This window comes from Pseudarthrobacter linnaei, assembly GCF_055412825.1.
Window position 1 is genome coordinate 1 of sequence record NZ_JBVAYX010000031.1, and the last position, 20,274, is coordinate 20,274.

The following is a 20,274-nucleotide window of genomic DNA, read 5'->3' on the forward strand; positions in this document are numbered from 1 at the left end:
CACGGCCCATCAGGACCTCGCCCTGCGGGAGCTGCGCCGCGCAACCTACGCCGGCTCCGAGTTCTACCGGCGCCATCACGCCGGCCTGCACTACGCGCCTCTGGACCAGGTGCCGTCCGTGACGAAAGCGGACCTGATGGAGCACTTCGACGAAGCCGTCACCACACCGGACCTGAAGCTGGCGGATCTGGAGAACCACCTTCTGTCCCTGGTCCAGAGCGGGGGAGACCCGGGGCGGCCGTGGAAGGGCCGGTGGTGGGCGGCGGCAACGGCCGGCACCACCGGCCGGCGCGGGACCTTCATCTGGAACCGTTCTGAATGGGGCACGATCCTGGCCTCCTACGCCCGCGCCAACGACTGGGCAAGGATCTCCGCCGGCCCGACCCGTCCCCTGAAAATGGCACTGGTGAGCTCCCGCGTCCCCACACACCAGTCCGCCGTCGTCGGAGCGTCCCTGCGCTCCGGGGTCGTCCCCACCCTCCGCCTGGACGTCACTGCACCCATGGATGAGACGGTCGCAGCGCTGAACCGGTTCCAGCCCAGGGTCCTCGTCGGCTACGCCTCCGCGCTCAAACCCCTCGCGGCTGAGCAGACCGCCCGACGCCTGCACATCTCACCTGAGGGCGTGATGTCCGCCTCCGAAGTGCTCAGCCCGCACACCGCATTGGAACTGGAGGAGGCTTGGGGGAGTGCCCCCTTCGATGTCTACGCCGCCACCGAAACGGCAGGGATCGCCTCCCCCTGCATTTTCCGGAACCGCCACGTGTACGAGGACCTGCTGATCATCGAACCCGTCGACCTGGCCGGTAACCCCGTGCCCCCGGGGACAACCGGGGCCAAGCTCCTCGTCACCGTCCTGTTCTCCCGCACCCTGCCGCTGATCCGCTACGAAATGTCCGACACCGTAAGACTGGGCGAACGGGGATGCCCCTGCGGGCGCTCCTTCTCCATTCTGGAGGACATCGAAGGGCGCACCGAAGACGTCCTGCAGCTCCCCGGTAGAGCAGGCCATGTAAGTGTCCATCCGATGGTGTTCCACCATGTTCTCGACCAGGCCGCCGCCTCGGGGTGGCAGGTCATACAGGAGGCCTCAGGGCTTCGGGTCCTCATGGCGGGCCTCGCGCCCGGAGCCTCCACAGAGGGAGTCCGCGCCGCAATAACTGGTGCGCTCACCACAGCCGGGGTCACTCCCGTCCGGGTCGATGTGCAGCTGGTTGAACATGTTGAACGGACAGCCCTGGGGAAAGCCCCATTTGTGCGCAGATCAGCGGGCGGCCGCTGACGCATGTCCTGCCCCGCAGAACCATGCAGTGGTCGCCGGCCCGCTGGCTTCATGCCGGTGAGCCCTCGCCTCAGCCGTACGGCCCTCCATCACGGCGGCGTCAAGTCTGAGCAGCACGGAGCTGGGAGTTGTCGTTTTCGGCGACACACCTCAGTCACGGTGCTTGGTTCCGGCCACGTCGTCCAGTTGTCGTTGTTCCCCGCTTTCTTCTGCGCTGCAGCCGGTGATCTGGCCAAACCGAAGCGACCATGAGAACCAGCACATCGGCGAAACCGAGGATGGCGGCACAGGGCAGCTCGATGTCTCCGGTGTTGAGGTTTTGAAGAACGAACCTAATGGAGTAAGTAGGGGCAACAGCATAAGAACGTGACGAGGTAGATCGACCGCGACCGGGTATACGATACAAAGGCCAACGAGGAAGACCATGCCTTCGCGTGTGGAGGAAGCAGCCCTCGAGAGAACAGCAATTGGATCTGCACAGCCCGGTACACGGGGATCGTCATCAGGGAAGACGGGGGCCGGTGGTGAGGAGCCTTCGACGGTTGTCGGCTGCGTTGTCCAACACGTAGGACTCCAAACCAAGCCGGAGCTCTGTGCGCCGGTTAGACTTCGCGGCCTGCGGTGCTGCATCTGCGCAGTGGAAGGCGTCGCTATTGGCTTGGGCGCCTTCTGCGCCGGTATGACCGCAGACTGCTGCGGTCCGCCGCCAGGGTGTCCGTGATCGACGTCGTTGCCGGCGTACGCCCTGGGCAGGTCTGTCAATCCCCAGGCGCTCTCGATCCAGCGTTTGCGGGATTTCGGAGCGATCGAGGTTCATCAGTTTGCCACTAATCGTTGCCGGGCCGGTGACTGCGGCCAGATGCTTGCCCGTGCGACTGAGGACGAGAAAAGCGCGTACAGGGCAGGAGGACAGTATCGATGTCGTTTGGCAGGGGCATGAAAGGGGGTGGGCCAAGGAATTCACTGTCGACGCGGCCAGGGCCAGAAAGATCGCTTGCCATCAGCAGTTGACTTACCAGCGGCAGCTGCCGTGAAAGGTCGATCCCGCGGGGTATCGAAGAACAAGTGCAGGGCCTTAGGTCTCCATCCCGGAGCTGGTCCTGACGCGGCGATCCGCAACTGCCGGGCCCAGCCGTGATGGACGAAACCGGGCAGGTCCTCCCGGGACCTCACCTGAGTTCTAGCTGGCGGCGATGACGGCGGTAACTGGGGTGGTATTGGAGAAAAGGTCCAGGACCGGGCACCGGGCATCCACTACGCGGCGTAGTTCCTCATACTGCTCAGGGGTTCCAGGGCCGGTGATCTTGATAGTGAGCCGCATCGCGGTGAAGCCGGGGCGTACGGTCTCGTCCGCGCCGAACAGTCCGCGCACGTCCAGATCTCCTTCGGCATCAATGCTGATCGCCTCGAACGGTATCCCCAGCTGGTGGGCGTAGAGGCGATAGACGACGACCTGGCATGAGATCAGGGCGCCCAGGGCGTATTCCACGGGGCTCGATGCTATATCGTCCCCGGCCAAGCCAGTCGGCTCGTCGACCATGAACTCGTGCCTGCCAGCGGTGATCCGCGTCGCCACCGAGCCCTCTGCGGTGCCGCGGGCCAGGTACGTTAGCCGGGCGTTCCCGGCATCGGAGCTGATCCGTTTCGTCCAGAAATCCCCGGCGGCATCCAGCCGGGTTGCCCGGTCTTCGGCCGTGACATCCAGGCTTGTTTCGGTCGTGATGGTCATGGCGTTTCCTTCGGTTGCGGAGTGGGGCAATTCGCTTCAGAGTACAGAGCCCGGAGAACCGATTGCGGGGTTCTGTCACGGACGGTCACCGGGCGTAACCGGGGGTAACGCCCGCTGTACCCGGCTGAATTCAGGGGCGGAGATTCTGTATTCGCACGGGCTCGGGTTGTAGATGGATGCAGGTGCTTTCAGGGTCGCCTTGAGGTGTACTACTGATGTGAGACACAGTTTGAAAGGATTGTGCCCATGTCTTTCCGTCACAATTATTCCGATGAGTTCAAGGCCGATGCCGTGAATCTCGTCGTTTCCTCTGGCCATTCGCCCGCCTCAGTTGCCCCCGAGCTGGGGATCTCCGTGACCGCGCTCAAGAGGCGGGTCCAGCTGCACCGGGAAGGAGAGGCCGGCGCCGGCGGCAAGCCTGATGATCCGGTAGATCCTGCGAAACACAACGCGTTGGAGGCTCGGCTGCGGGAGCTGGAAAGGGTGGTTGGCCTTCACCTATTCATGTCCCGGTGTTGGGGTGAAGACATGACTAGAGGGAAAATTTCCTGAGGATTCTTCTCTTCGGTTCGCGTCCTTCTGTGGCCGCGAGGGGAGGGCTCGGGGGCGAATATCCTCCCAAAGGGGTGCGGATAGTGTCCACACTGGTCTAGAGGTGCTGGACTGTCTCATCGGTGACACTTCCCCACCTTTTCTGCCGTCCCGGCTTCGTGCAGCCCCGCGGGCCTCATCCGTGCTGCTTTGCCGGTGGCCGGGCGCTGTCCCAGGGGACGACGTTTGGGTTGTCACCTTCATGACGATGTCGCTTGCGAAACGCACTAACATGCCTCAAGCACCCACGTTCACGGGCCGGCGAAACCCAAAAAATCCCCGACGACGTCATTCGTTCTGGTGTGGGCAGGCGGGCTCGGGGGAGGGTGGTACTGCTTTGGTACCATGGGGTATGGCTATGAATCTGCGCATTCCCGAAGATCTCGACCGCCGGCTTGATGAGCTCGCCGCCGAGGAACACACCTCCAAGTCGGCTCTGCTCCTCCAGGGTGCCGAGCTGGTCCTCCAGCGGCACGGACGCAGCCGCGACATCAGTGCGGGATTGGACTTCGTCATGAGCCACGACGCCGAGCTGCTGACGCGGCTAGAGGATGCATGAGTTCGTACCTCGAAATTGAGGACGCACTGCAAGTGATCGACCGATACGGGTTCCACATCCGTGACATCGGGTTGCTCGCCTCCGCGCTGGCCCGCCCGGCAACAACAGTCATGGGCACCGAAGCCTATCCACAACTGCCCATGAAAGCGGCGGCCCTGCTGGAGTCGGTGGCCTGTTTCCACCCGCTCATCGATGGCAACAAGCGCACTGCATGGACCCTCATGGTCCTGATGCTCTGGATCAACGGCCACCGCCACGATTTTACCGCCGACGAGGGCTTCGATCTTGTCGTGGGCGTGGCTGCCGGCAGCATCGAACTGCAGGAGTGCGCCAGCTTGATTTCCAAACACATGGTCCCACGCTAAGAATTCGGGCAGGCTGCTGCGCTCTAAGCCTTTGGTCTGGCCGTTAGAGCAGAGGCGATGGCTTCTTGGACTGCTCTTGCGACTGCCGGCGCTTCTGCCAGGTCAGAGTGTTCGCAGCGCGCAAGGACTCCAAGGTGCGGTCCTTCGGTCGCCCTTCCACGATGAGGCTTCCGTCTTTGCTGTAGTCGAGGTCGACGTAGAACTCGGGAACGAACGCCACTCCGCAGGTTGCGGCAGTCGACTCGTGCGCTGTTCCTGCGAGCCCGTACCCGGGGACACCGTGGGCGGCGAGGAAGCCGACGAGGGCGCCTACCTGGTAGTGCATCAGATCGCGTGCTGCATCGGCCGTGATCGCCGTCCTTGCGACGCCCGAAACCGGTAATGTCGGCGAGACCGGGTGTGCGCCTACCGTGACGCCGGCGGCCGTCGCCGCCCGGACGGTGCGGTCCATTGTGCTGGGGTCCCCGGCTGCATGCCGCAGGCTATGTTGACTGTGTCCACGATCTTGAGGATGGCCTCATCGTTGCCGAATGAGTGGATCCCGATGTCCTCACCGAGATCTGAGTTGATTGTGATGTTGGCAGTCATGGTGTCCTAGAGGGCAGGTGCCTTTCGTCCTTGCAGTGTTGCTTCGGCTGCGGCGGCGAGTGCCAGGAGGGCCCGCTCGCCGAAAGGAACGGCCATGAACTCCAGACCGACGGGAAGTCCATCAGCTGTTTGGCCGGCCGGGATGGTGATCGCGGGGAAGAGGAGCTGGGATGCGATGACGGTGTTGGTCGGGTAAGTCAGGCAGGTCCAGCGGTCGGCGAAGATGTCGTCGTGTGTGGGTGCCGGAAGTTTGGCGTCCGGGAAGGCAATGGCGTCGAGTTGGTTCTTGGCCATGATGCCGATTACCTGTCGCTGGAACGCGTTTTGGGCGAGGAGGCGTTCCACGTATTGGGGATCATCGGTGGGCCGTTCCGGTCCGGCTACGATTGCCTCGAGCAGGTCCAGCTTCTCGTGGTACTGCTTTGTCTCGATCAGGTGTCGCATGGAGGGGATCCCGGTCGCGGGGCGGGCACTGACGAACTCGTTCATGTCGGACTGTGATCGTGTGGTGTAGAGCGATGTGAAGCCGACCTGATCGTCGAGGTTGTCGATGGTGATGTCGATGAGTTCAGCGCCTGCGCCGTGCAGAGCCGACAACGCGAGCTCAACTGTCGTGTTGACATTGGCCCCGTCTGGGTCGGATTGGTCGCCGAACGCCTGGCGAAGAATCCCGATTCGCTTTCCGGTAAGGGTCGCGTTGTGAAGTACGTCCGCGTAGGGCTCGTCGTGGCCTGCAATGACGGCGGCCGAGGTGTAGTCATCGGCCTTGTCGTAGCCGACCATGACGTCAAGGAGACGGGCGGCGTCTTCCACGGTCCGGGTCATCGGCCCGGACGTGTCCTGGGGTTTCACCAGGGAGGACATCCCGGCGCGGCTGATCAGGCCTGGCGTGACGCGGAGCCCGACGAGGCCGCAGAAAGAAGCGGGCAGGCGGATCGAGCCTCCGGTGTCCTCGCCGATTCCTACGAGTGACAGATTCGCTGCTACGGCTGCGGCGGTTCCGGAGGAGGATCCGCCGGGATCACGGGAGAGGTCGTAGGGGTTCTTGGTTACCCCACTGCGGGAGGAGGTCGAGAACCAGGACGTCGCGAAGTCTGGGAGGGTGGTCTTGCCGAGGATGATGGCGCCGGCGTCACGGAGTTTGGCGATGGCGGTCGCGTCCTGCTTGGGCTGATAGTCACCGCATGCGATGCTGCCGAATGTCGTGGGCAGGTCGGCGGTTTCGATCTGGTCCTTGACGACGATAGGTACGCCGTGAAGCGGCCCCATGAGCCGGCCCGTTTTGCCGAGTTCCCGGTCGAGCCGGCGCGCTTCTTCCAACGCGCTCTGCGAGACGGAAATCAGTGAATTGAGTTCCGGCCCGGACTGGTCGATTCGTTCAATGCGGTCCAGGTAGGCGCTGACAAGATCCTCTGCGGTGAATTCACCGTCGAGGAAGGCTGCGTGTGCCTGGGCGATGGTCAGCTCTTCGATGGGGCGTTCAATGGCCATGGGACCACTATTCCTTAATCGTGGTATTCAGGGAAAGGGTTCGAGACTTCAGCCTGACGGCTGGCAGCCATACGGCGGCCAGAGCGCCGGAGGGGGCTGCCCCGTTGGCGACTTGTCTGAAGGCAGGAGTTCCTGTCGATAATGCTGAATCGCTGTGGCCGAGTATGCTCCGTCTCCCACCCGTGACAAGCTGTGGAACGGTGCCGACCACACCCCGCTCTGCCCCCGAGGGGGCCGGGCACTTGCTTTATGATCACTGACTCCCTGTGTGCGAACCCCATTGTCTAACACTCAACACACGAATTATTTCCTTGTATCCGGGAACCTATACACCGCCACCGAATGGGCCGTCACCGGCTACGCAGAATCACTCCGACAGCAACTCGTGGGCACCGGTATCCGTGTGTTGGGCGTTGCTCCGGGCCACGTGGACACACCACTGTGGAGGGGGGCACCCGAGGCTGCGATAGCGCCGGAGTCCGTGGCCGGGGCCCTGCTGTGGGCGCTGGCAAACCAGCCGGAGCCGACATATCTGAGATAGCCATACGAGCCACAGGCCAGGACTTCTAGGTCGCAGGCAGCAGCCACATCAAGAGGCCCACGGCCCGCACTGATAAAGGGCAGACGTGTCGAGCCGCCGGCGCCGGCGTCGAGACGCCGTTTGGGAGGAATCGTCGAAAGTAGCTCAATTCAGGGGTGGGTCTGGAATCAGCGGTTGGCACCTAGGGCTGCCCGCGCGTTCTTCTTGCGTTCAGTAAGGTCCTTGCGCGCCCCTAGGGCTTCGTCCAGGCTGACGGCGGTGAACCTTGTGGTCGTGCCGGGGGCGGCGCGGGCCACCAGATCCATGTCGGCGCTGATGACCGTGCCCACCATGGCGTACCCGCCGCCGGAGACGGCATCGCGGTGCAGGATTATGGGTTGGGTGCCGCCGGGTATCTGGATGGACCCGACGGCGTAGCCGGCATCCACAATGTTGGAGGGGTCGGAACCGGCCCCGAAAGGTTGCTCGCGTTTTTTCCACTTAACGCCGGGGCCGGAGTATCTCAGCCCCATCCGGTCGGCGACTGGGGTCAGCTTCCATTCGCCGTCGAGAAGGTTTTCCAGTCCTTCGTCGGTGAGGAGGTGGTCGTACAGGCCAAGCACGATCCTGACCGTCTGATGTTTCGCGAACACGGGCCGGAATTCCTCCGGAACGGTTTCGGCGGCGGACAAAGTTCCGTCATTGAGCGGCCTTCCTACGGGGACCAGGTCGCCCGCCTGAAGTTTCCGGCCGTTAAACCCGCCGATTGCGCCCAGAACGTAGGTGGACCGGCTGCCAAGCACCTCGGGAACGTCGATGCCGCCCTGAACTGCGATGTAGTAGCGCGTGCCGCCCTGGATGACTCCGAAGCTGAGCTCGTCGCCGGCGTTCAGTTGAAGCCGGGTCCACTCGGGGCGGGATAGGCCGTTGACCTTCACGTCAACCGGGGCACCAGTGACGACGATGACTGCATCCTGATCGGTGGTCAGCACCGGGCCCAGATACGTGCATTCAAGGACGGCTTCTTTGGCGGTGTTGCCCGCCAGGGCGTTGCCGAGTTCGGCGGAGTATTGGTCCATGGACCCGCTCTGCGGGATTCCCACGTTGTAGTGCCCGGTGCGGCCCTGGTCCTGGACCGTGGTGGCCAGGCCGGGGTTCTTGATTCTAAACGCCATTGAGGGCCTCCATGAGTTCCTGGTTGTAGCCTTCGGGATTTGCGAGCGCCTTGGACAGATCGAACGTCGCAGGTACCTGCCGGTAGCGGAACGTTCCTGCGGAAATCTGCGCCTGAATGTCGTTGTACTCGGCCTCGGTTACCGGCTTGAACTTGACGATGTCTCCCGGGCGGAAGAACACCATGAAGTCGTTGAAGTCTTCCAAAGTCTGGGCGGGATCAAAGATCGGCGCGGCAGCGACGCCGAACATCTGGTATCCGCCGGCGCCGCGCACGGAATAGATACAGCCGAAGCAGCCGCCGTGGCCCACCGTCAGCTTGGGGGTATCGGTCCGGGGACTCAGATACTTGGGAACTTCCAATTGTTTCTCCCGCTCCACAAGCTGGAAGAGGAACGGCAGGCCGGCCACGAAGCCAACCATGGAGACAAGCCAGGGCTGCTCATGGTGCCGCTGGATGAATTCGGCGGCATCTTTCAGGTTGTTGACCTTGGCCGCGTAGTCAATGTCGGTACCTCCAGGCTCCTGATGGAACCCTTCGCGGAAGCGCTCCGCCACTTCCGCCGTGAAGGGGTCGTTGTACCAGACCGGGACCTCGATGATCCGGGTTTCGAGCGCCTGCTCCTGATGGTGTGTCAGGTCCCCTTCGATGGTCCGTACGGTGTCTTCAAGGGTCGACGGCGGCAGGACGTCGGGATCGAACCGCACCAGCAGTGAGGCGTTGGCGGGACAGACGTCAACGACGCCCGGCAGCTCCATGGCTGAAAGCTTTGAGGCAATGGACATGACCCGAAAGTTGGCAGCCAGGCTCATGGACTCGGACACTTCAACGAAGAGGAATTCGTCTCCGCCCCAGGTGTAGCGTGCCTCCTGCGTGGCGGGGACCGGGCTGATCATTGTGCCTCCAAAAGATCGGCGGTTTCAAGGAACTTTGAGTGGTGGGTCACGGCAGCGAACTCGGGCCGCGCCAGAAGCGTCTTGTGCACCGGGATGGTGGTCTTGACCCCTTCGATGTGTGTTCCGTCCAGTGCTGCCAGCATGGCCTCAATGGCCGTTACACGGTCGGGTGCGTGGACGATCAGCTTGGCGAGCAGGGAGTCGTAGTATGGGCTCACTACGGATCCTGCTTCCACGCCTGTGTCCACCCTGATGCCTTCGCCCGAGGGCCACTCAATGGCCGTGATGAGCCCCGGGCTGGGGAAGAAGTTATGCTCGGGGTCTTCGGCGTTGATGCGGCATTCGATGGCGTGCCCGCTGAAGCGGACGTCATCCTGTTGGATGGACATTGCTCCTGTGGAAGCTATCAGCAGCTGTTCGCGGACCAGGTCGATTCCGGTGATCTGCTCGGTGATGGGGTGCTCCACCTGGATCCGGGTGTTCATTTCGATGAATGCGGCTTCGTGGTTGATGGGGTCATAGAGGAATTCGACCGTGCCGGCTCCGCTGTAGCCGCATTCCCGGGCGAGTTCCACGGAGGATTCCCGGATCCTCCGGCGGACGGCGTCGGGAAGGTCCGGTGCCGGTGCTTCTTCGATGACTTTTTGTGAGCGTCTTTGCATGGAGCAGTCGCGGTCCCCGAGGTGGATGAAGCTGGTTCCGTCTCCGAGGATCTGCACCTCCACGTGGCGGGCATGCTGCACAAACCGTTCCAGGTAAACCGTGGGGTCCCCGAAGACGGATGCCGCCTCCCCGCGGGCCGTCTCGATCGTTTTCAGGAGCTCGTCTTCGCTGTGGACGAAGCGGATGCCCCGGCCGCCGCCGCCGGCGGAGGCCTTCACCACCAGCGGGTAGCCGATGCCGCGGGCCACCTCAATGGCGTCGGCACCGGGGTCCAGGGGTCCGTCCGAGCCGCGGAGTACCGGAACGCCGGCCTTGCGGGCGGATTCTCTGGCCATGGACTTGTTGCCCATCATTTCGATGGCATCCGCGTCAGGACCCACCCAGGTCAGCCCAGCATCTGCGACCTTCCGGGCGAATGCGGAGTTCTCGGAGAGGAAGCCGTAGCCCGGGTGGACGGCATCGCAGCCGCTGTCCAAGGCCGCGGAGATGATGGCGTCCTGGTTGAGGTAGCTGGCGGGCGCAGGAGCCGGGCCCACTACCACCACATTGTCGGCGGTGCGGGCTGCAAGGGAATTGGCGTCGGGTTCGCTGGCCACCAGGACTGTTTCGATGCCCATTTCGCGTGCGGTCCGAGCAACTCGGACGGCGATTTCGCCGCGATTGGCTATGAGCAGTTTCTTCACAGCTCTCCTTCGCGGATGACGACGATCGTGTCGCCCGGGTTAACCATGTCGCCCTCATTGACCTCGAAGGACTCGAGGACCCCGGCCACATCGGATTGGATTTCGGTGAACTGCTTCATGATTTCGACGATGCCCAGGGTCTGGCCGATCTCGATGGTGTCGCCTTCGTTGGCGAACGGCGGCTTGCCGGGGCCGGGCTTACGGTAAAAGATTCCAGGGAGCGGGGAGACGATGGTTGCCACGGAGGTGCTCGCTTTCAGATGGTTGGATAAGTCAGAGTCAGCCCAGGACCGCGCGCACGGCGGTGGCCACTGCAACAGAGTTGGGTGCGTCGGAGTGGATGCAGATACTTTGGAACGAGATGTCCAGTTCGGTGCCGTCAACGGCCAGAATGGGCTGTCCCGTCAGCGCCCGTCTGACGCGATCGGCAGCGGCGACCGGGTCCGTGGGGGCCGGGCGGCGCTGGATCAGCAGTTCGCCGGCCGAGCCGTAATTGAGGTCAACATAGAGTTCCGGCACGAATTCCACCCCCATGGCCCGGCACACGGATTCGTGAGCGGTCCCGGCGAGCCCGTAGAAGGGGACGCCAAACTGTTTGGCGGTTCCGGCGGCGGCCTGCATGAGTTCCTCGTCGCCGGCCAGCATTCCGTAGAGGGCGCCGTGGGGTTTGATGTGGTTCAGTTCAAGTCCGTGCTTTGCCAGAAAAGCCGTCAGGGCTCCGGTTTGGAAGAGGATGATCGATTCGACCTCGCCAGGGCTAAGGACCATGCGGCGGCGTCCGAATCCCACGAGGTCAGGCAGGCCGGGGTGCGCTCCCACTGCCACGCCATGCTCAGCGGCCAGAGCCACGGTCCGGTTCATGACGTCTGGATCGCCGGCGTGGTAGCCGCAGGCGACGTTGGCGACGTCGATGATCCGCATGAGTGCATCGTCGTTGCCGAACTCGTGAAGACCGAGGCCTTCACCCATATCGGAGTTCAAGAGCACACGTCCGGGAGTGTCGGGAGTCACGTTTGTTTGCATGGGTGTAACGCTACTCAGCATTTCGGGTTATCGATATTGTGCAGGCCGCTGAATCTAACGGCATACATTATGCTTATTGCACTGTTCGGCGGACGACTCCCGCCACATTTGGAGGCTACCTTGCGAATCTCAGACTTGGCGGACGACGCCGACCTCAACATCCGCCTTCGCGTTACAGGCGGCGAAGGCCGCCTGGCTCGACCCATCACCTGGTGCGCTCCGACCGAACATATGGACCCCACGCCCTTCCTCAGTGTGAATGCCCTTGTGCTGACCAATGGGATGGGCCTTAACGTCAAGGACTTCAGGATCTGGGACGCCTACGTGGAACGCCTGGTCTCCGTCCCGGTCTCCGGACTGGCGTTCGGGCTGGGCGCCGCGCACAGCGAGCTGCCGGCAGGCCTGGTCCAGGCCTGCGAGGCCCACGGCCTGCCGCTGCTGGAGCTCCCGCCGGAAGTGCCTTTTGTGTTGATCATGCGCCATGTGGAGCTGGCCATCGCCGCCGAGCGATATGAGGAGTTGCGAAAGGGCTGGGAGCTAGCCGATGGATGCACCCGGTTGGCGGCCGGCGGGCATTCACTGGCCGAGGTTCTGGAGCGGGTGGCGGACGTCGTCAACGCGAGGGTGGCCGTGATCGATCACAACGCGTTCGAGCTTGTGTCCGCAGGCGAGGCTCACGGCGGGCCAACGCGAACAACGCTGCACCTGCCCAGCGGCGACTCCGAGCAGTTCCGGCTTGCCATCGAGGGAATCGGGAGCGACATCGTGCTGCAGCCCATCCTGGGTCCTGTGGCGGCAGTCATTGGCATGCAGTTGAGCTACACCCTTGGGTCCCGTTCACCCCTGCATTCCCGGGAAGCCGCGCGCTTCCTGGAGGCCCTGTATGAGGACCGCGGAGAGCCGTCAACGTCTTTGCGCCGCTATGGCCTCGAGTCCGGCTTCGATCCCGACGGAGAAGACTGGGGGGCGGTGCTGATCGGCAGTTCGGAAGAGGTGGCTCCTGCCAAGCTGCGTGCCATCGCCTGGCGCGCACGAGTGGGACTGCAGGCAGATTTCGGTACGGTGCGGTTCATGGAGGAATCGGGACTCACGACTCTTCTGTTGCAGCACAGGCACGGAGCAACCGACCTGCTGGATGCCACGCGGGGGTATTTTACGGACGCCCCTGAACTGTCTGTCGTCGTCTCCGAATCCCCGAGCCTCAGCGGATTGCCGCTGGTGCTGCAGCTTGGCCGCCGTCACATCGGGCGGCCCGGCGTGCACCGGGCGCCGCCGGCTGATCTCGCCGGCATTGTGCAGGGGCTACCCAGCCCGGGCCTGGTGGCCATGTGCCAGCGGCTGTTGGCCCCGTTGGCCTCCGACGGCGGCAGCGTTTTGCTTGAGACGTTTGACGCTTTCCTGCGCCACAACGGGAATTCGGCGAAGATCTGCGACGAGGTCTTCATCCACCGAAATACGCTCAGCTACAGGCTGCGGAAAATCCAGGATCTCCTCCAACTGGATTTGTCCGACGGCGAAGTCCGCGCCACTTGCTTGCTCGCCTTGGGAATCGTCGCGTCTTCGCATTGAAGGAATCCTGCGCGGGAAACCGCGCTCTGGAACCCGTGCTGCGGGAACTCCGAGGTGAATATCATCCCATGTGGCTTCGGGCGCTGCTTTCCCTCACGCAGAGGCTCGGTTCCAGCCTGACGGGCGTGACGATTTCGCCGTCCAGCACGCGCTTCAGGAGCTGCACCGCCGTGCGCCCGATGTCCAGCATGGGCGAGCGGACCGAGGACAGCGGGATGGGAAGCTCCGCGGCCAGCGAGGTGTCATTGAAACCAACTACTGCAACGTCCTCGCCAACAGTGAGGCCATGGGACCTTAGCGCTCCCATGGCACCGATCGCCGCAAAGTCATTGACGGCGAACAGCGCCGTCGGATGTGGGTTGCAATGAGTCAGGATATTCTCGGCCGCTTCCCTTCCGCCGGCGGTATCGAAACGGGACCACACCACGGCCTCACTGGGGATTTTTCCGCCCAGCGAACGCCAGCGGTCCACGAAGCCGGCCGTCCGGTCAACGGCTGTACTGGCGTAGGGCTCGCCGGCGATGACAGCGACGATCCGATGCCCCTGGGCCCACAGGTGGTCGGCCACAAGCTCGCCGCCAAGGACGTCGTCGCAGGTGGCGGACGGGTAGCCGGGGACGCGGCGGTTCATGAGCACGAAGGGCACCTTCCGGGCTGACAACTCCCGCAACAGGCCACTGTCCAGATGTGCGTCACCTATGATGAGCCCGTCCACGCGCCTGGCCAGCATAGTGTCCGTCTTCCGTCGTTGTTCCTCCGGGTTGTCCCGGGAGTTCATGACAAACGTCGAATAGCCCAGCTCCGCCGCGGCCTCGTCAATCCCCTCGTACATGATGGCCAGGACGAGGTCCGAAAGCCGGGGCACGATCACCCCCATTAGCCGCGTGCGCCGCGTCCGCAGGCCGGCGGCCTGCGGGTCCGGGGAGTAGCCCCGTTTTCGCGCCAGCGCGCGGACGCGTTCGGCCGTCGCCACGGAGGCGGCCCCCCGCGCCACCTCGGAGTCCGAGTGAAGGATCCTGGACACGGTCGAGGGGTGGATGCCGAGCTCGCTCGCCAGATCCTTTAGTGTCACCGTGCGGTCCCCGGCCGTGGTTTCTTCCATGCGTTTCCCTGCCTCAGCTCAAAAAGAAGACACCACCAAGACTGCCCGATAAAGTGCGGAGCTCTGATCGGGAAGCCCTTGACGTGGCGCACCTCACATTCTATAGTCATTTCACCACCAACCCAATCGATTGGGTAGTGGAGGTCCGATGCCAGACGGCGACATGGTAACTCCGTCGAAACACCGGAAGCGGCTGCGAAAACATCGCAAAGATACTTTTTATCCGGTAACCCAATCGATTGGGTATGCATCTGGCAGCAGATGCAGGACAAGCGGAGTGAAAATGACTGTCACAGAATTGGGTGCTCCCTACGTGGTGCTGTTGGCGACCGGGGGAACCATTTCCTCCCGTGCGTCGGAGGTCGAGGGGGCCGCCGTCGCGTCGGACACGGGAGAGCAGGTGTTCGCCAGCCTGGGCGTTGCGGCCACTCATCCGGTCCGCGTGGTCGATGTTCTCCGGAAGGGGTCGTACCTGCTGACGGTCGATGACATGATCGCCATCTGCGCCGGCATCAGGCAAGCGCTGGCCGACCCGCACGTTCTGGGGGTCGTCGTCACCCACGGTACGGACACGATGGAGGAGACTGCTTATCTCGCGGACCTCACCCATGATGATCCCCGACCTGTGGTGTTCACCGGAGCGCAGCAGGCGGCCGACTCCAGGGCGCCGGACGGTCCCGGAAATCTGTCGCGCGCGATCTCCCTCGCCGGTTCTGCGCAGGCACGGAGGAAGGGCGTACTTCTGGCGTTTGCCGGGACGATCTTCCCTGCGGCCGGCGTCCGGAAGAGCCACACAACCCGACTCGACGCGTTCGCCAACCCGGATTTCGGAACCGCAGGCTCGGTGTCCGACTCCGGCGAGGTCGGCATGCACGCAGCACGGCCAGACATTGTCCCGTTGCCGTTGCCGTTGCCGTTGCCGGGCGTCGGCGCCGGTTCGCCGCGCGTGGACCTTGTTGCTTCCTATCCCGGAGCGGATTCGACCCTCTTGCGGGCTTCCCTGCAGGCCGGGGCGGCCGGGGTTGTGCTCCAGGGCACGGGAACGGGCAACGCCAACCGCGCGCTGTGCCGGGACGTCGCGGACGCTACCGCGGCCGGCGTCGTGGTGGTGACGAGCACGCGGGTGGAGGCCGGCGCCGTCGTTCCCCGGTACGGCGACGGCGGAGGTGCCGATCTGCGCGCGGCCGGTGCCATACCTTCCGGTCTGCTCAGGCCATCCCAGTCGCTGATCCTCCTGAGCCTTTTGCTCAGGCTGGACACCCCCGCGGCCCGCATTGCGGAAACCTTCGCCCGCCGGGGCACGCGCCCGCACTAGTTCCACCCAAAACCGAAACCCCAACGCACAAAACCTCAACAACAAGCGCAGTGAAAGGTAAATCTCATGACCAAGGACATCCAAGTCGCGTTCGGCGTCGACGTGGACGCCGTAGCCGGAATGCTCGGCTCCTACGGGGGCGAGGACTCCCCGTGCGATATCTCCCGCGGCCTGTTCAGCGGCGAGGTCGGCGGCCCCCGCCTTATCCGCCTTTTCGAGAAGTACGGCCTTCCCGCCACGTGGTTCGTGCCCGGCCACTCCATCGAGACCTTCCCGGACCTGACCCGCATGATCGTTGACGCGGGGCACGAAATCGGCGTCCACGGATACTCGCATGAAAACCCCATCGCCATGACCCGCGAGCAGGAGACGGCCATCCTGGACCGGTCGATCGAACTCATCGAAAAGGTCTCCGGCCGCCGCCCCACCGGCTACGTCGCACCCTGGTGGGAATTTTCCCCGGTCACCAACGAGATCCTCCTCGAACGCGGGATCAAGTACGACCACTCCCTGATGCACCGCGATTTCGAGCCCTACTACGTGCGTGTCGGCGACAGCTGGAAGAAGATCGACTACACGAAGGCCGCAGAAACCTGGATGGAGCCGCTCGTCCGGGGCAAGGAGACCGACCTCGTCGAGATCCCGGCCAACTGGTACCTGGACGATCTTCCTCCCATGATGTTCATCAAGGCTGCCCCGAACTCCCACGGCTTCGTCAGCCCCCGGGACATCGAACAAATGTGGCGCGACCAGTTCGACTGGGTCTACCGGGAAATGGACCAGGCCGTCTTCACCATGACCATCCACCCGGATGTCTCGGGCCGCCCCCAAGTCCTGCTCATGCTCGAACGCCTCATCGAACACATCAACTCCCACGAAGGCGTCAGCTGGCTCACATTCGACCAGATCGCGGACTCCTTCCTCGCCCGCAGCCCCCGAAAGGAAAACCAGTAATGACCATCCAGCAGCCCGGCGTCGACCTGACGAAACCCGCACCCAACGAGAAACGCCGCTTCCCGGTATTCTCCAAGCGCCACACGACCACCGCCACCGTGCTGGCCCTGCTGGCCTGGACCGTAGCCGTGTTCGACTACGGACTTTTCGGAACCCTCCTGCCGGCCATGCAGGAAGAGTTTGGCTGGACCGAAACCGAAGCCTACGCAATCAACACCTGGATCGCCGTCGGCACCGCCATCGTCTGCTTCGGCATCGGCCCCGTCATCGACCGGCTCGGCCGACGCAAAGGCATGATGGTCACCGTCGGCGGCACCGCCGCTGTCTCCGGTCTGACGGCCCTGATCCCGACCGGAATCCCGTTCCTCAGCAACGGCCTGGTCGTGCTGGTGCGTTCCTTCGGCGGGCTCGGATTCTCGGAGCAGGCCGTCAACGCCACCTACATGAACGAGGTCTACCAGGTCACCGAAGTCGCCGATAAGCGCAAGCGCCCCGGATTCCACTACTCCTTCATCCAGGGCGGCTGGCCGCTGGGCTTCCTGCTCGCCAGTGCCCTTGCCCTTGCCTTCCTCCCGTCCCTCGGATGGCGCGCCCTCTATCTCATGGCAACTATTCCGGCCGTGATCATCGTCTGGGCCATTGCCAAGAAGCTCAAGGAGACACCTCAGTTCGAGCTGCACCACAAGCTGACCGAACTTGAGAAGAGCGGCAAGACCGAGGAAGCCCACGCACTGGCCCGCGCCTACGGCGTCGAACACTCTTCGGCGGCCCCGCTCAAGCGCATCTGGGAACCGCACCTGCGCCGGAACACGATCGTCTTCTCGCTGGCCTGGATCTTCAACTTCTTCGGCATCATGATCTTCAGCATCCTCGGCAGCTCCGTCCTGAAGAACGCCAAGGGCGTGGAACTCTCCGACGCCTTCTGGATGCTGATCGTCATCAACATGCTGGCCTACTTCGGCTACGTCTTCCACGGATGGCTCGGTGACAAGATCGGCCGCAAACGGACCATCATCGGCGGCTGGATTCTCTCCGGCATTTCGTTCAGCATCATGCTCAGCCCCTTCGCCACGAGCCCCTTCATGATCATCGTCACCTATGGAGCCGGACTGTTCTTCCTGGTCGGACCCTACGCCGCAATCCAGTACTTCATGGCCGAGTGCTACCCCGTCAGCTGCCGAGCCACGGGCACCGCCTTCATCGGCGCGATGAGCCAGCCCGGCATCATTCTCGGCGGTGCACTGTTCACAGCTGCGACAGCCAGCGCGGGAACCGGCGCTGCAGCCCTGTGGGTCGGCGCCGCCGGAACGTTGTTCTCCGGCCTCCTGATGATCGCCGCCAAGCCGCCCGTAGAAGCCCTGCTCGAGGACCACCCCCACGAAGTCAAAGCATGACACCGGAAACCAGGGTGGCCGTGATCACCGGAGCTGCCAGTGGCATTGGACGGGCACTCGCGGCCCACTACGCCCACCGGGGCGTGCATTCGGTGATCGGCACCTTTCCCGGTGACCCGCACGACCCGGAAGAAACCCTCCGTCTGGTGAAGGATGCAGGCGGCCAAGGAGTTGTCCACGAAGTGGATGTCCGCAGCACACCGTCCGTTGATGCGTTCGCCGAACGCGCCCTGGCGGAGTACGGTCGTCTGGACTACGCGGTGGCCAATGCAGGAATTCTGCGCAACTCGCCCCTGGGCGAGATGACCGATGAGCGCTGGGATGACATGCTCAACGTCGACCTTACCGGCGTACTGCGGACCCTGCGAGCCGGGTCCGCGCGGATGACCGGCGGCGGATCGATGGTTGCCGTGTCCTCCATAGCCGGAGGAGTCTACGGGTGGGAGGAGCATGCCCATTACGCGGCCGCCAAGGCTGGCGTGCTCGGGTTGATCCGCAGCGTCGCCGCCGAGCTGGGACCGCGCGGCATCCGCGCCAACGCCGTGATTCCCGGACTCATCGAGACGCCCCAGTCCCTGGACCCGGTGAACTCGCTCGGTCCTGACGGCCTGCAGCGCGCCGGGCTGGAAATCCCCTGGGGCCGGGTCGGACGGCCTGGGGAGGTCGCCAGCGTGATCGGCTTCTTGACCTCCGATGATGCCTCCTACATCACCGGTCAGTCCCTGATCGTCGACGGCGGTCTTACCATCAAGATGCGTGCCTGAAAAAGCCCGGAAGGACAAGAATGGACAACCCAGAAGTCCCCCGTCACACCGAGGGCCGCGCCGTAGTGGTCACAGGCGGAGCCAGCGGCATCGGCAAGGCCATCGCCGAGGCCTTCACCGCCAACGGCGACAGGGTGGCTGTCCTCGACCGGTCGGGCGCGGCGGGAACCATCGACGTCGACGTCTCAGACGAAGCGAGCGTGAGGGCAGCCTTCGCCGTCGCACGCGCCCAGCTCGGGGGCATCGATATTCTCGTGAACAGCGCGGGCCTGCTGACGGAATCACCGCTCGAGGACATGACCCTGGCCATGTGGAACGAAACGATTGCCGTTGACCTGACAGGCGTTTTCCTCTGTTGCCGGGAGGTGGTAGGGGAAATGCGGCAGCAGAAGTGGGGCCGCATCATCAACATCGCATCCCAGTTGGCCATCAAAGGCGGAACCGGACTCAGCCACTACAGCGCCGCCAAAGCCGGTGTCGTAGGACTGACCAAGGCGCTGGCCCTGGAAACCGCCGCAGACAACGTGCTGGTCAACAGCATCGCCCCGGGCCCCATCGAAACGCCTCTGGTCGACGGTATCTCCGAGGACTGGAAGGCGGAGAAGCGTGCCGGACTGCCCCTGCTGCGCTTCGGTCTTCCTGCCGAGGTCGCGCCGACGGCCCTGCTTCTTGCCAGCGACCCGGGCGGCAACCTGTATGTCGGTCAGACGCTGGGACCAAATTCCGGCGACGTCATGCCCTAGGAAGGAGACAGTCACATGTGCGGTGCATGCGGACGAACTGTTGCGCGCGACCCCGTACTGGGCCCGATCCGAACGATGCGGCAACACCTCATTGTCGCCCAAACGATCAACAGCGTCTGCCAAACGTGGCCGGGGGCCCCGAAAGTGGCCGCTACCAGCGACGGCTGGCTGCTGTCGGGACGAACGGGCGCCACAGCGGCCGTTGGAACAGTGGAAGCGCTATGGTCTGCTGTTCTCCAGAGCAGCCCGGGAGCGCGGTCTTCGGATCTGCGTCCTAAGGAGGAGGGGCCCGGTGCTCCTGAAGAAGCTCGCATGGCGGCTCCTATCGTCGGTTCGGAGGGGGACCCGACGTCGGAGGACTGGACGGCAGCGCACTTGCAGCCGGAGGACTTGTCACTCCGCGTCTTGAATCTTGGCCGGCACATGGCGCGCAATGCGGGCACGGCCCCCGGAGGGTCGTGGACAGCCCGCGAATGATGATGGACCAGATGCAGCGCGCCGGGTTTGATGGGAACTTCGATTGCCTGGATGGATGATTCCCATGCCAGCACGACGGAAGTACCCGGTCCAGCAACGCGGAGGGCCAATGATGCAAGGAGAAACCCTGCGACCAGGACCGGCGAGTTCCGCCGGATCGGAGAGCAACTCGGGGTGAATCCCGAGGCGCTGCGGACCTGGGTGAGCCGGCCGAGATTGAGGAGAGTCTGCGACCGGGACGACGACGGCGGCGGCGGACACCCGACCGGATCACAATTCGAGCGTGAGGTCCGCGAGCTGCACCGGGCGAGCACGATCCTGAAGCAGGCAAAGCTGTTTGCCTTTTCGCGTGCACTCACCTGGCTTCGCTTCTGGTCGCCGATAATGGACCT

At 63.8% G+C, this 20,274-nt stretch carries 20 protein-coding genes and 1 pseudogene; 11 read left to right on the forward strand and 10 right to left on the reverse strand.

What is annotated here, in order from left to right:
• Nucleotides 1–1,282: phenylacetate--CoA ligase family protein (locus tag ACZYZ3_RS17765; protein WP_463965124.1), on the forward strand; the 1,282-nt coding region annotated here is incomplete at its 5' end.
• Nucleotides 1,283–2,462: 1,180 nt separating this feature from the next.
• Here the strand turns inward: ACZYZ3_RS17765 and ACZYZ3_RS17770 are convergent.
• The gene (locus ACZYZ3_RS17770; RefSeq protein WP_463965125.1) at nt 2,463–3,011 is read right to left on the reverse strand and encodes an OsmC family protein; all 549 of its coding nucleotides are present in this window, start codon (nt 3,009–3,011) and stop codon (nt 2,463–2,465) included.
• A 246-nt stretch (nt 3,012–3,257) separates the two neighbouring features.
• Between ACZYZ3_RS17770 and ACZYZ3_RS17775 the strand changes: the two genes are divergently transcribed.
• The 3 genes from ACZYZ3_RS17775 (at nt 3,258) to ACZYZ3_RS17785 (ending at nt 4,526) form a co-directional block, all read left to right on the forward strand.
• Nucleotides 3,258–3,563: a transposase gene (locus ACZYZ3_RS17775; RefSeq protein WP_463965126.1), complete on the forward strand. Its 306-nt coding sequence runs from the start codon at nt 3,258–3,260 to the stop codon at nt 3,561–3,563.
• Nucleotides 3,564–3,954: 391 nt separating this feature from the next.
• Entirely contained in the window at nt 3,955–4,161 is a 207-nt protein-coding gene (locus tag ACZYZ3_RS17780) for a ribbon-helix-helix protein, CopG family (protein WP_463965127.1), read from the forward strand.
• Nucleotides 4,158–4,526 (forward strand): type II toxin-antitoxin system death-on-curing family toxin, encoded by a 369-nt coding sequence (locus ACZYZ3_RS17785; RefSeq protein ID WP_463965128.1) that lies wholly within the window; start codon nt 4,158–4,160, stop codon nt 4,524–4,526. Before ACZYZ3_RS17780 ends, ACZYZ3_RS17785 begins: the two co-directional genes overlap by 4 nt.
• A gap of 43 nt (nt 4,527–4,569) precedes the next feature.
• Here ACZYZ3_RS17785 and ACZYZ3_RS20545 read toward each other — a convergent pair whose 3' ends face one another.
• The 3 genes and pseudogenes from ACZYZ3_RS20545 to ACZYZ3_RS17795 form a co-directional block, all read right to left on the reverse strand.
• Entirely contained in the window at nt 4,570–4,851 is a 282-nt protein-coding gene (locus ACZYZ3_RS20545; protein ID WP_498049688.1) for a hypothetical protein, read from the reverse strand.
• A gap of 9 nt (nt 4,852–4,860) precedes the next feature.
• Nucleotides 4,861–5,114: pseudogene (locus tag ACZYZ3_RS20550) on the reverse strand (LamB/YcsF family protein); the annotation flags it as partial.
• Between the two features lie 6 nt (nt 5,115–5,120).
• Nucleotides 5,121–6,605, reverse strand: coding sequence for an amidase (locus ACZYZ3_RS17795; protein WP_463965129.1), 1,485 nt, complete (start codon nt 6,603–6,605; stop codon nt 5,121–5,123).
• A gap of 268 nt (nt 6,606–6,873) precedes the next feature.
• Between ACZYZ3_RS17795 and ACZYZ3_RS17800 the strand changes: the two genes are divergently transcribed.
• Complete coding sequence (locus ACZYZ3_RS17800; protein WP_463965130.1) at nt 6,874–7,146, forward strand: SDR family NAD(P)-dependent oxidoreductase; 273 nt, start codon at nt 6,874–6,876, stop codon at nt 7,144–7,146.
• Nucleotides 7,147–7,313: 167 nt separating this feature from the next.
• Here ACZYZ3_RS17800 and ACZYZ3_RS17805 read toward each other — a convergent pair whose 3' ends face one another.
• From ACZYZ3_RS17805 to pxpA, 5 genes are read right to left on the reverse strand one after another with little or no spacing between them, the layout of a single operon-like run.
• The gene (locus ACZYZ3_RS17805) at nt 7,314–8,300 is read right to left on the reverse strand and encodes a 5-oxoprolinase subunit C family protein (protein ID WP_463965131.1); all 987 of its coding nucleotides are present in this window, start codon (nt 8,298–8,300) and stop codon (nt 7,314–7,316) included.
• A complete protein-coding gene (locus tag ACZYZ3_RS17810; protein ID WP_463965132.1) occupies nt 8,290–9,195 on the reverse strand; it encodes a 5-oxoprolinase subunit B family protein in 906 nt (301 codons plus the stop codon). The genes ACZYZ3_RS17805 and ACZYZ3_RS17810 overlap by 11 nt, the downstream gene beginning before the upstream one ends.
• The gene (locus tag ACZYZ3_RS17815; RefSeq protein WP_463965133.1) at nt 9,192–10,541 is read right to left on the reverse strand and encodes an acetyl-CoA carboxylase biotin carboxylase subunit; all 1,350 of its coding nucleotides are present in this window, start codon (nt 10,539–10,541) and stop codon (nt 9,192–9,194) included. Before ACZYZ3_RS17815 ends, ACZYZ3_RS17810 begins: the two co-directional genes overlap by 4 nt.
• Nucleotides 10,538–10,783 carry an acetyl-CoA carboxylase gene (locus ACZYZ3_RS17820; protein ID WP_463965134.1) on the reverse strand — a complete coding sequence of 82 codons (246 nt, stop codon included), beginning with the start codon at nt 10,781–10,783 and terminating at the stop codon, nt 10,538–10,540. The genes ACZYZ3_RS17815 and ACZYZ3_RS17820 overlap by 4 nt, the downstream gene beginning before the upstream one ends.
• A gap of 37 nt (nt 10,784–10,820) precedes the next feature.
• The gene (gene pxpA / locus ACZYZ3_RS17825; protein ID WP_463965135.1) at nt 10,821–11,564 is read right to left on the reverse strand and encodes a 5-oxoprolinase subunit PxpA; all 744 of its coding nucleotides are present in this window, start codon (nt 11,562–11,564) and stop codon (nt 10,821–10,823) included.
• Between the two features lie 120 nt (nt 11,565–11,684).
• Here pxpA and ACZYZ3_RS17830 point away from each other — a divergent pair, with 120 nt between their 5' ends.
• Nucleotides 11,685–13,133, forward strand: coding sequence for a PucR family transcriptional regulator (locus ACZYZ3_RS17830; RefSeq protein ID WP_463965136.1), 1,449 nt, complete (start codon nt 11,685–11,687; stop codon nt 13,131–13,133).
• A 61-nt stretch (nt 13,134–13,194) separates the two neighbouring features.
• Here the strand turns inward: ACZYZ3_RS17830 and ACZYZ3_RS17835 are convergent, their stop codons facing one another.
• Entirely contained in the window at nt 13,195–14,235 is a 1,041-nt protein-coding gene (locus ACZYZ3_RS17835) for a LacI family DNA-binding transcriptional regulator (protein WP_463965137.1), read from the reverse strand.
• 283 nt (nt 14,236–14,518) lie between these two features.
• Here ACZYZ3_RS17835 and ACZYZ3_RS17840 point away from each other — a divergent pair, with 283 nt between their 5' ends.
• From ACZYZ3_RS17840 to ACZYZ3_RS17860, 5 genes are all read left to right on the forward strand, one after another.
• On the forward strand, nt 14,519–15,550 hold the full coding sequence (locus ACZYZ3_RS17840; protein WP_463965138.1) for an asparaginase: 1,032 nt from the start codon (nt 14,519–14,521) through the stop codon (nt 15,548–15,550).
• 66 nt (nt 15,551–15,616) lie between these two features.
• On the forward strand, nt 15,617–16,504 hold the full coding sequence (locus ACZYZ3_RS17845) for a polysaccharide deacetylase family protein (protein WP_144671353.1): 888 nt from the start codon (nt 15,617–15,619) through the stop codon (nt 16,502–16,504).
• The gene (locus ACZYZ3_RS17850) at nt 16,504–17,898 is read left to right on the forward strand and encodes an MFS transporter (RefSeq protein WP_463965139.1); all 1,395 of its coding nucleotides are present in this window, start codon (nt 16,504–16,506) and stop codon (nt 17,896–17,898) included. The genes ACZYZ3_RS17845 and ACZYZ3_RS17850 overlap by 1 nt, the downstream gene beginning before the upstream one ends.
• On the forward strand, nt 17,895–18,662 hold the full coding sequence (locus ACZYZ3_RS17855) for an SDR family NAD(P)-dependent oxidoreductase (RefSeq protein ID WP_463965140.1): 768 nt from the start codon (nt 17,895–17,897) through the stop codon (nt 18,660–18,662). Before ACZYZ3_RS17850 ends, ACZYZ3_RS17855 begins: the two co-directional genes overlap by 4 nt.
• A 20-nt stretch (nt 18,663–18,682) precedes the next feature.
• Nucleotides 18,683–19,405: an SDR family NAD(P)-dependent oxidoreductase gene (locus ACZYZ3_RS17860; RefSeq protein ID WP_463965141.1), complete on the forward strand. Its 723-nt coding sequence runs from the start codon at nt 18,683–18,685 to the stop codon at nt 19,403–19,405.
• The last annotated feature ends 869 nt before the right edge of the window (nt 19,406–20,274 follow it).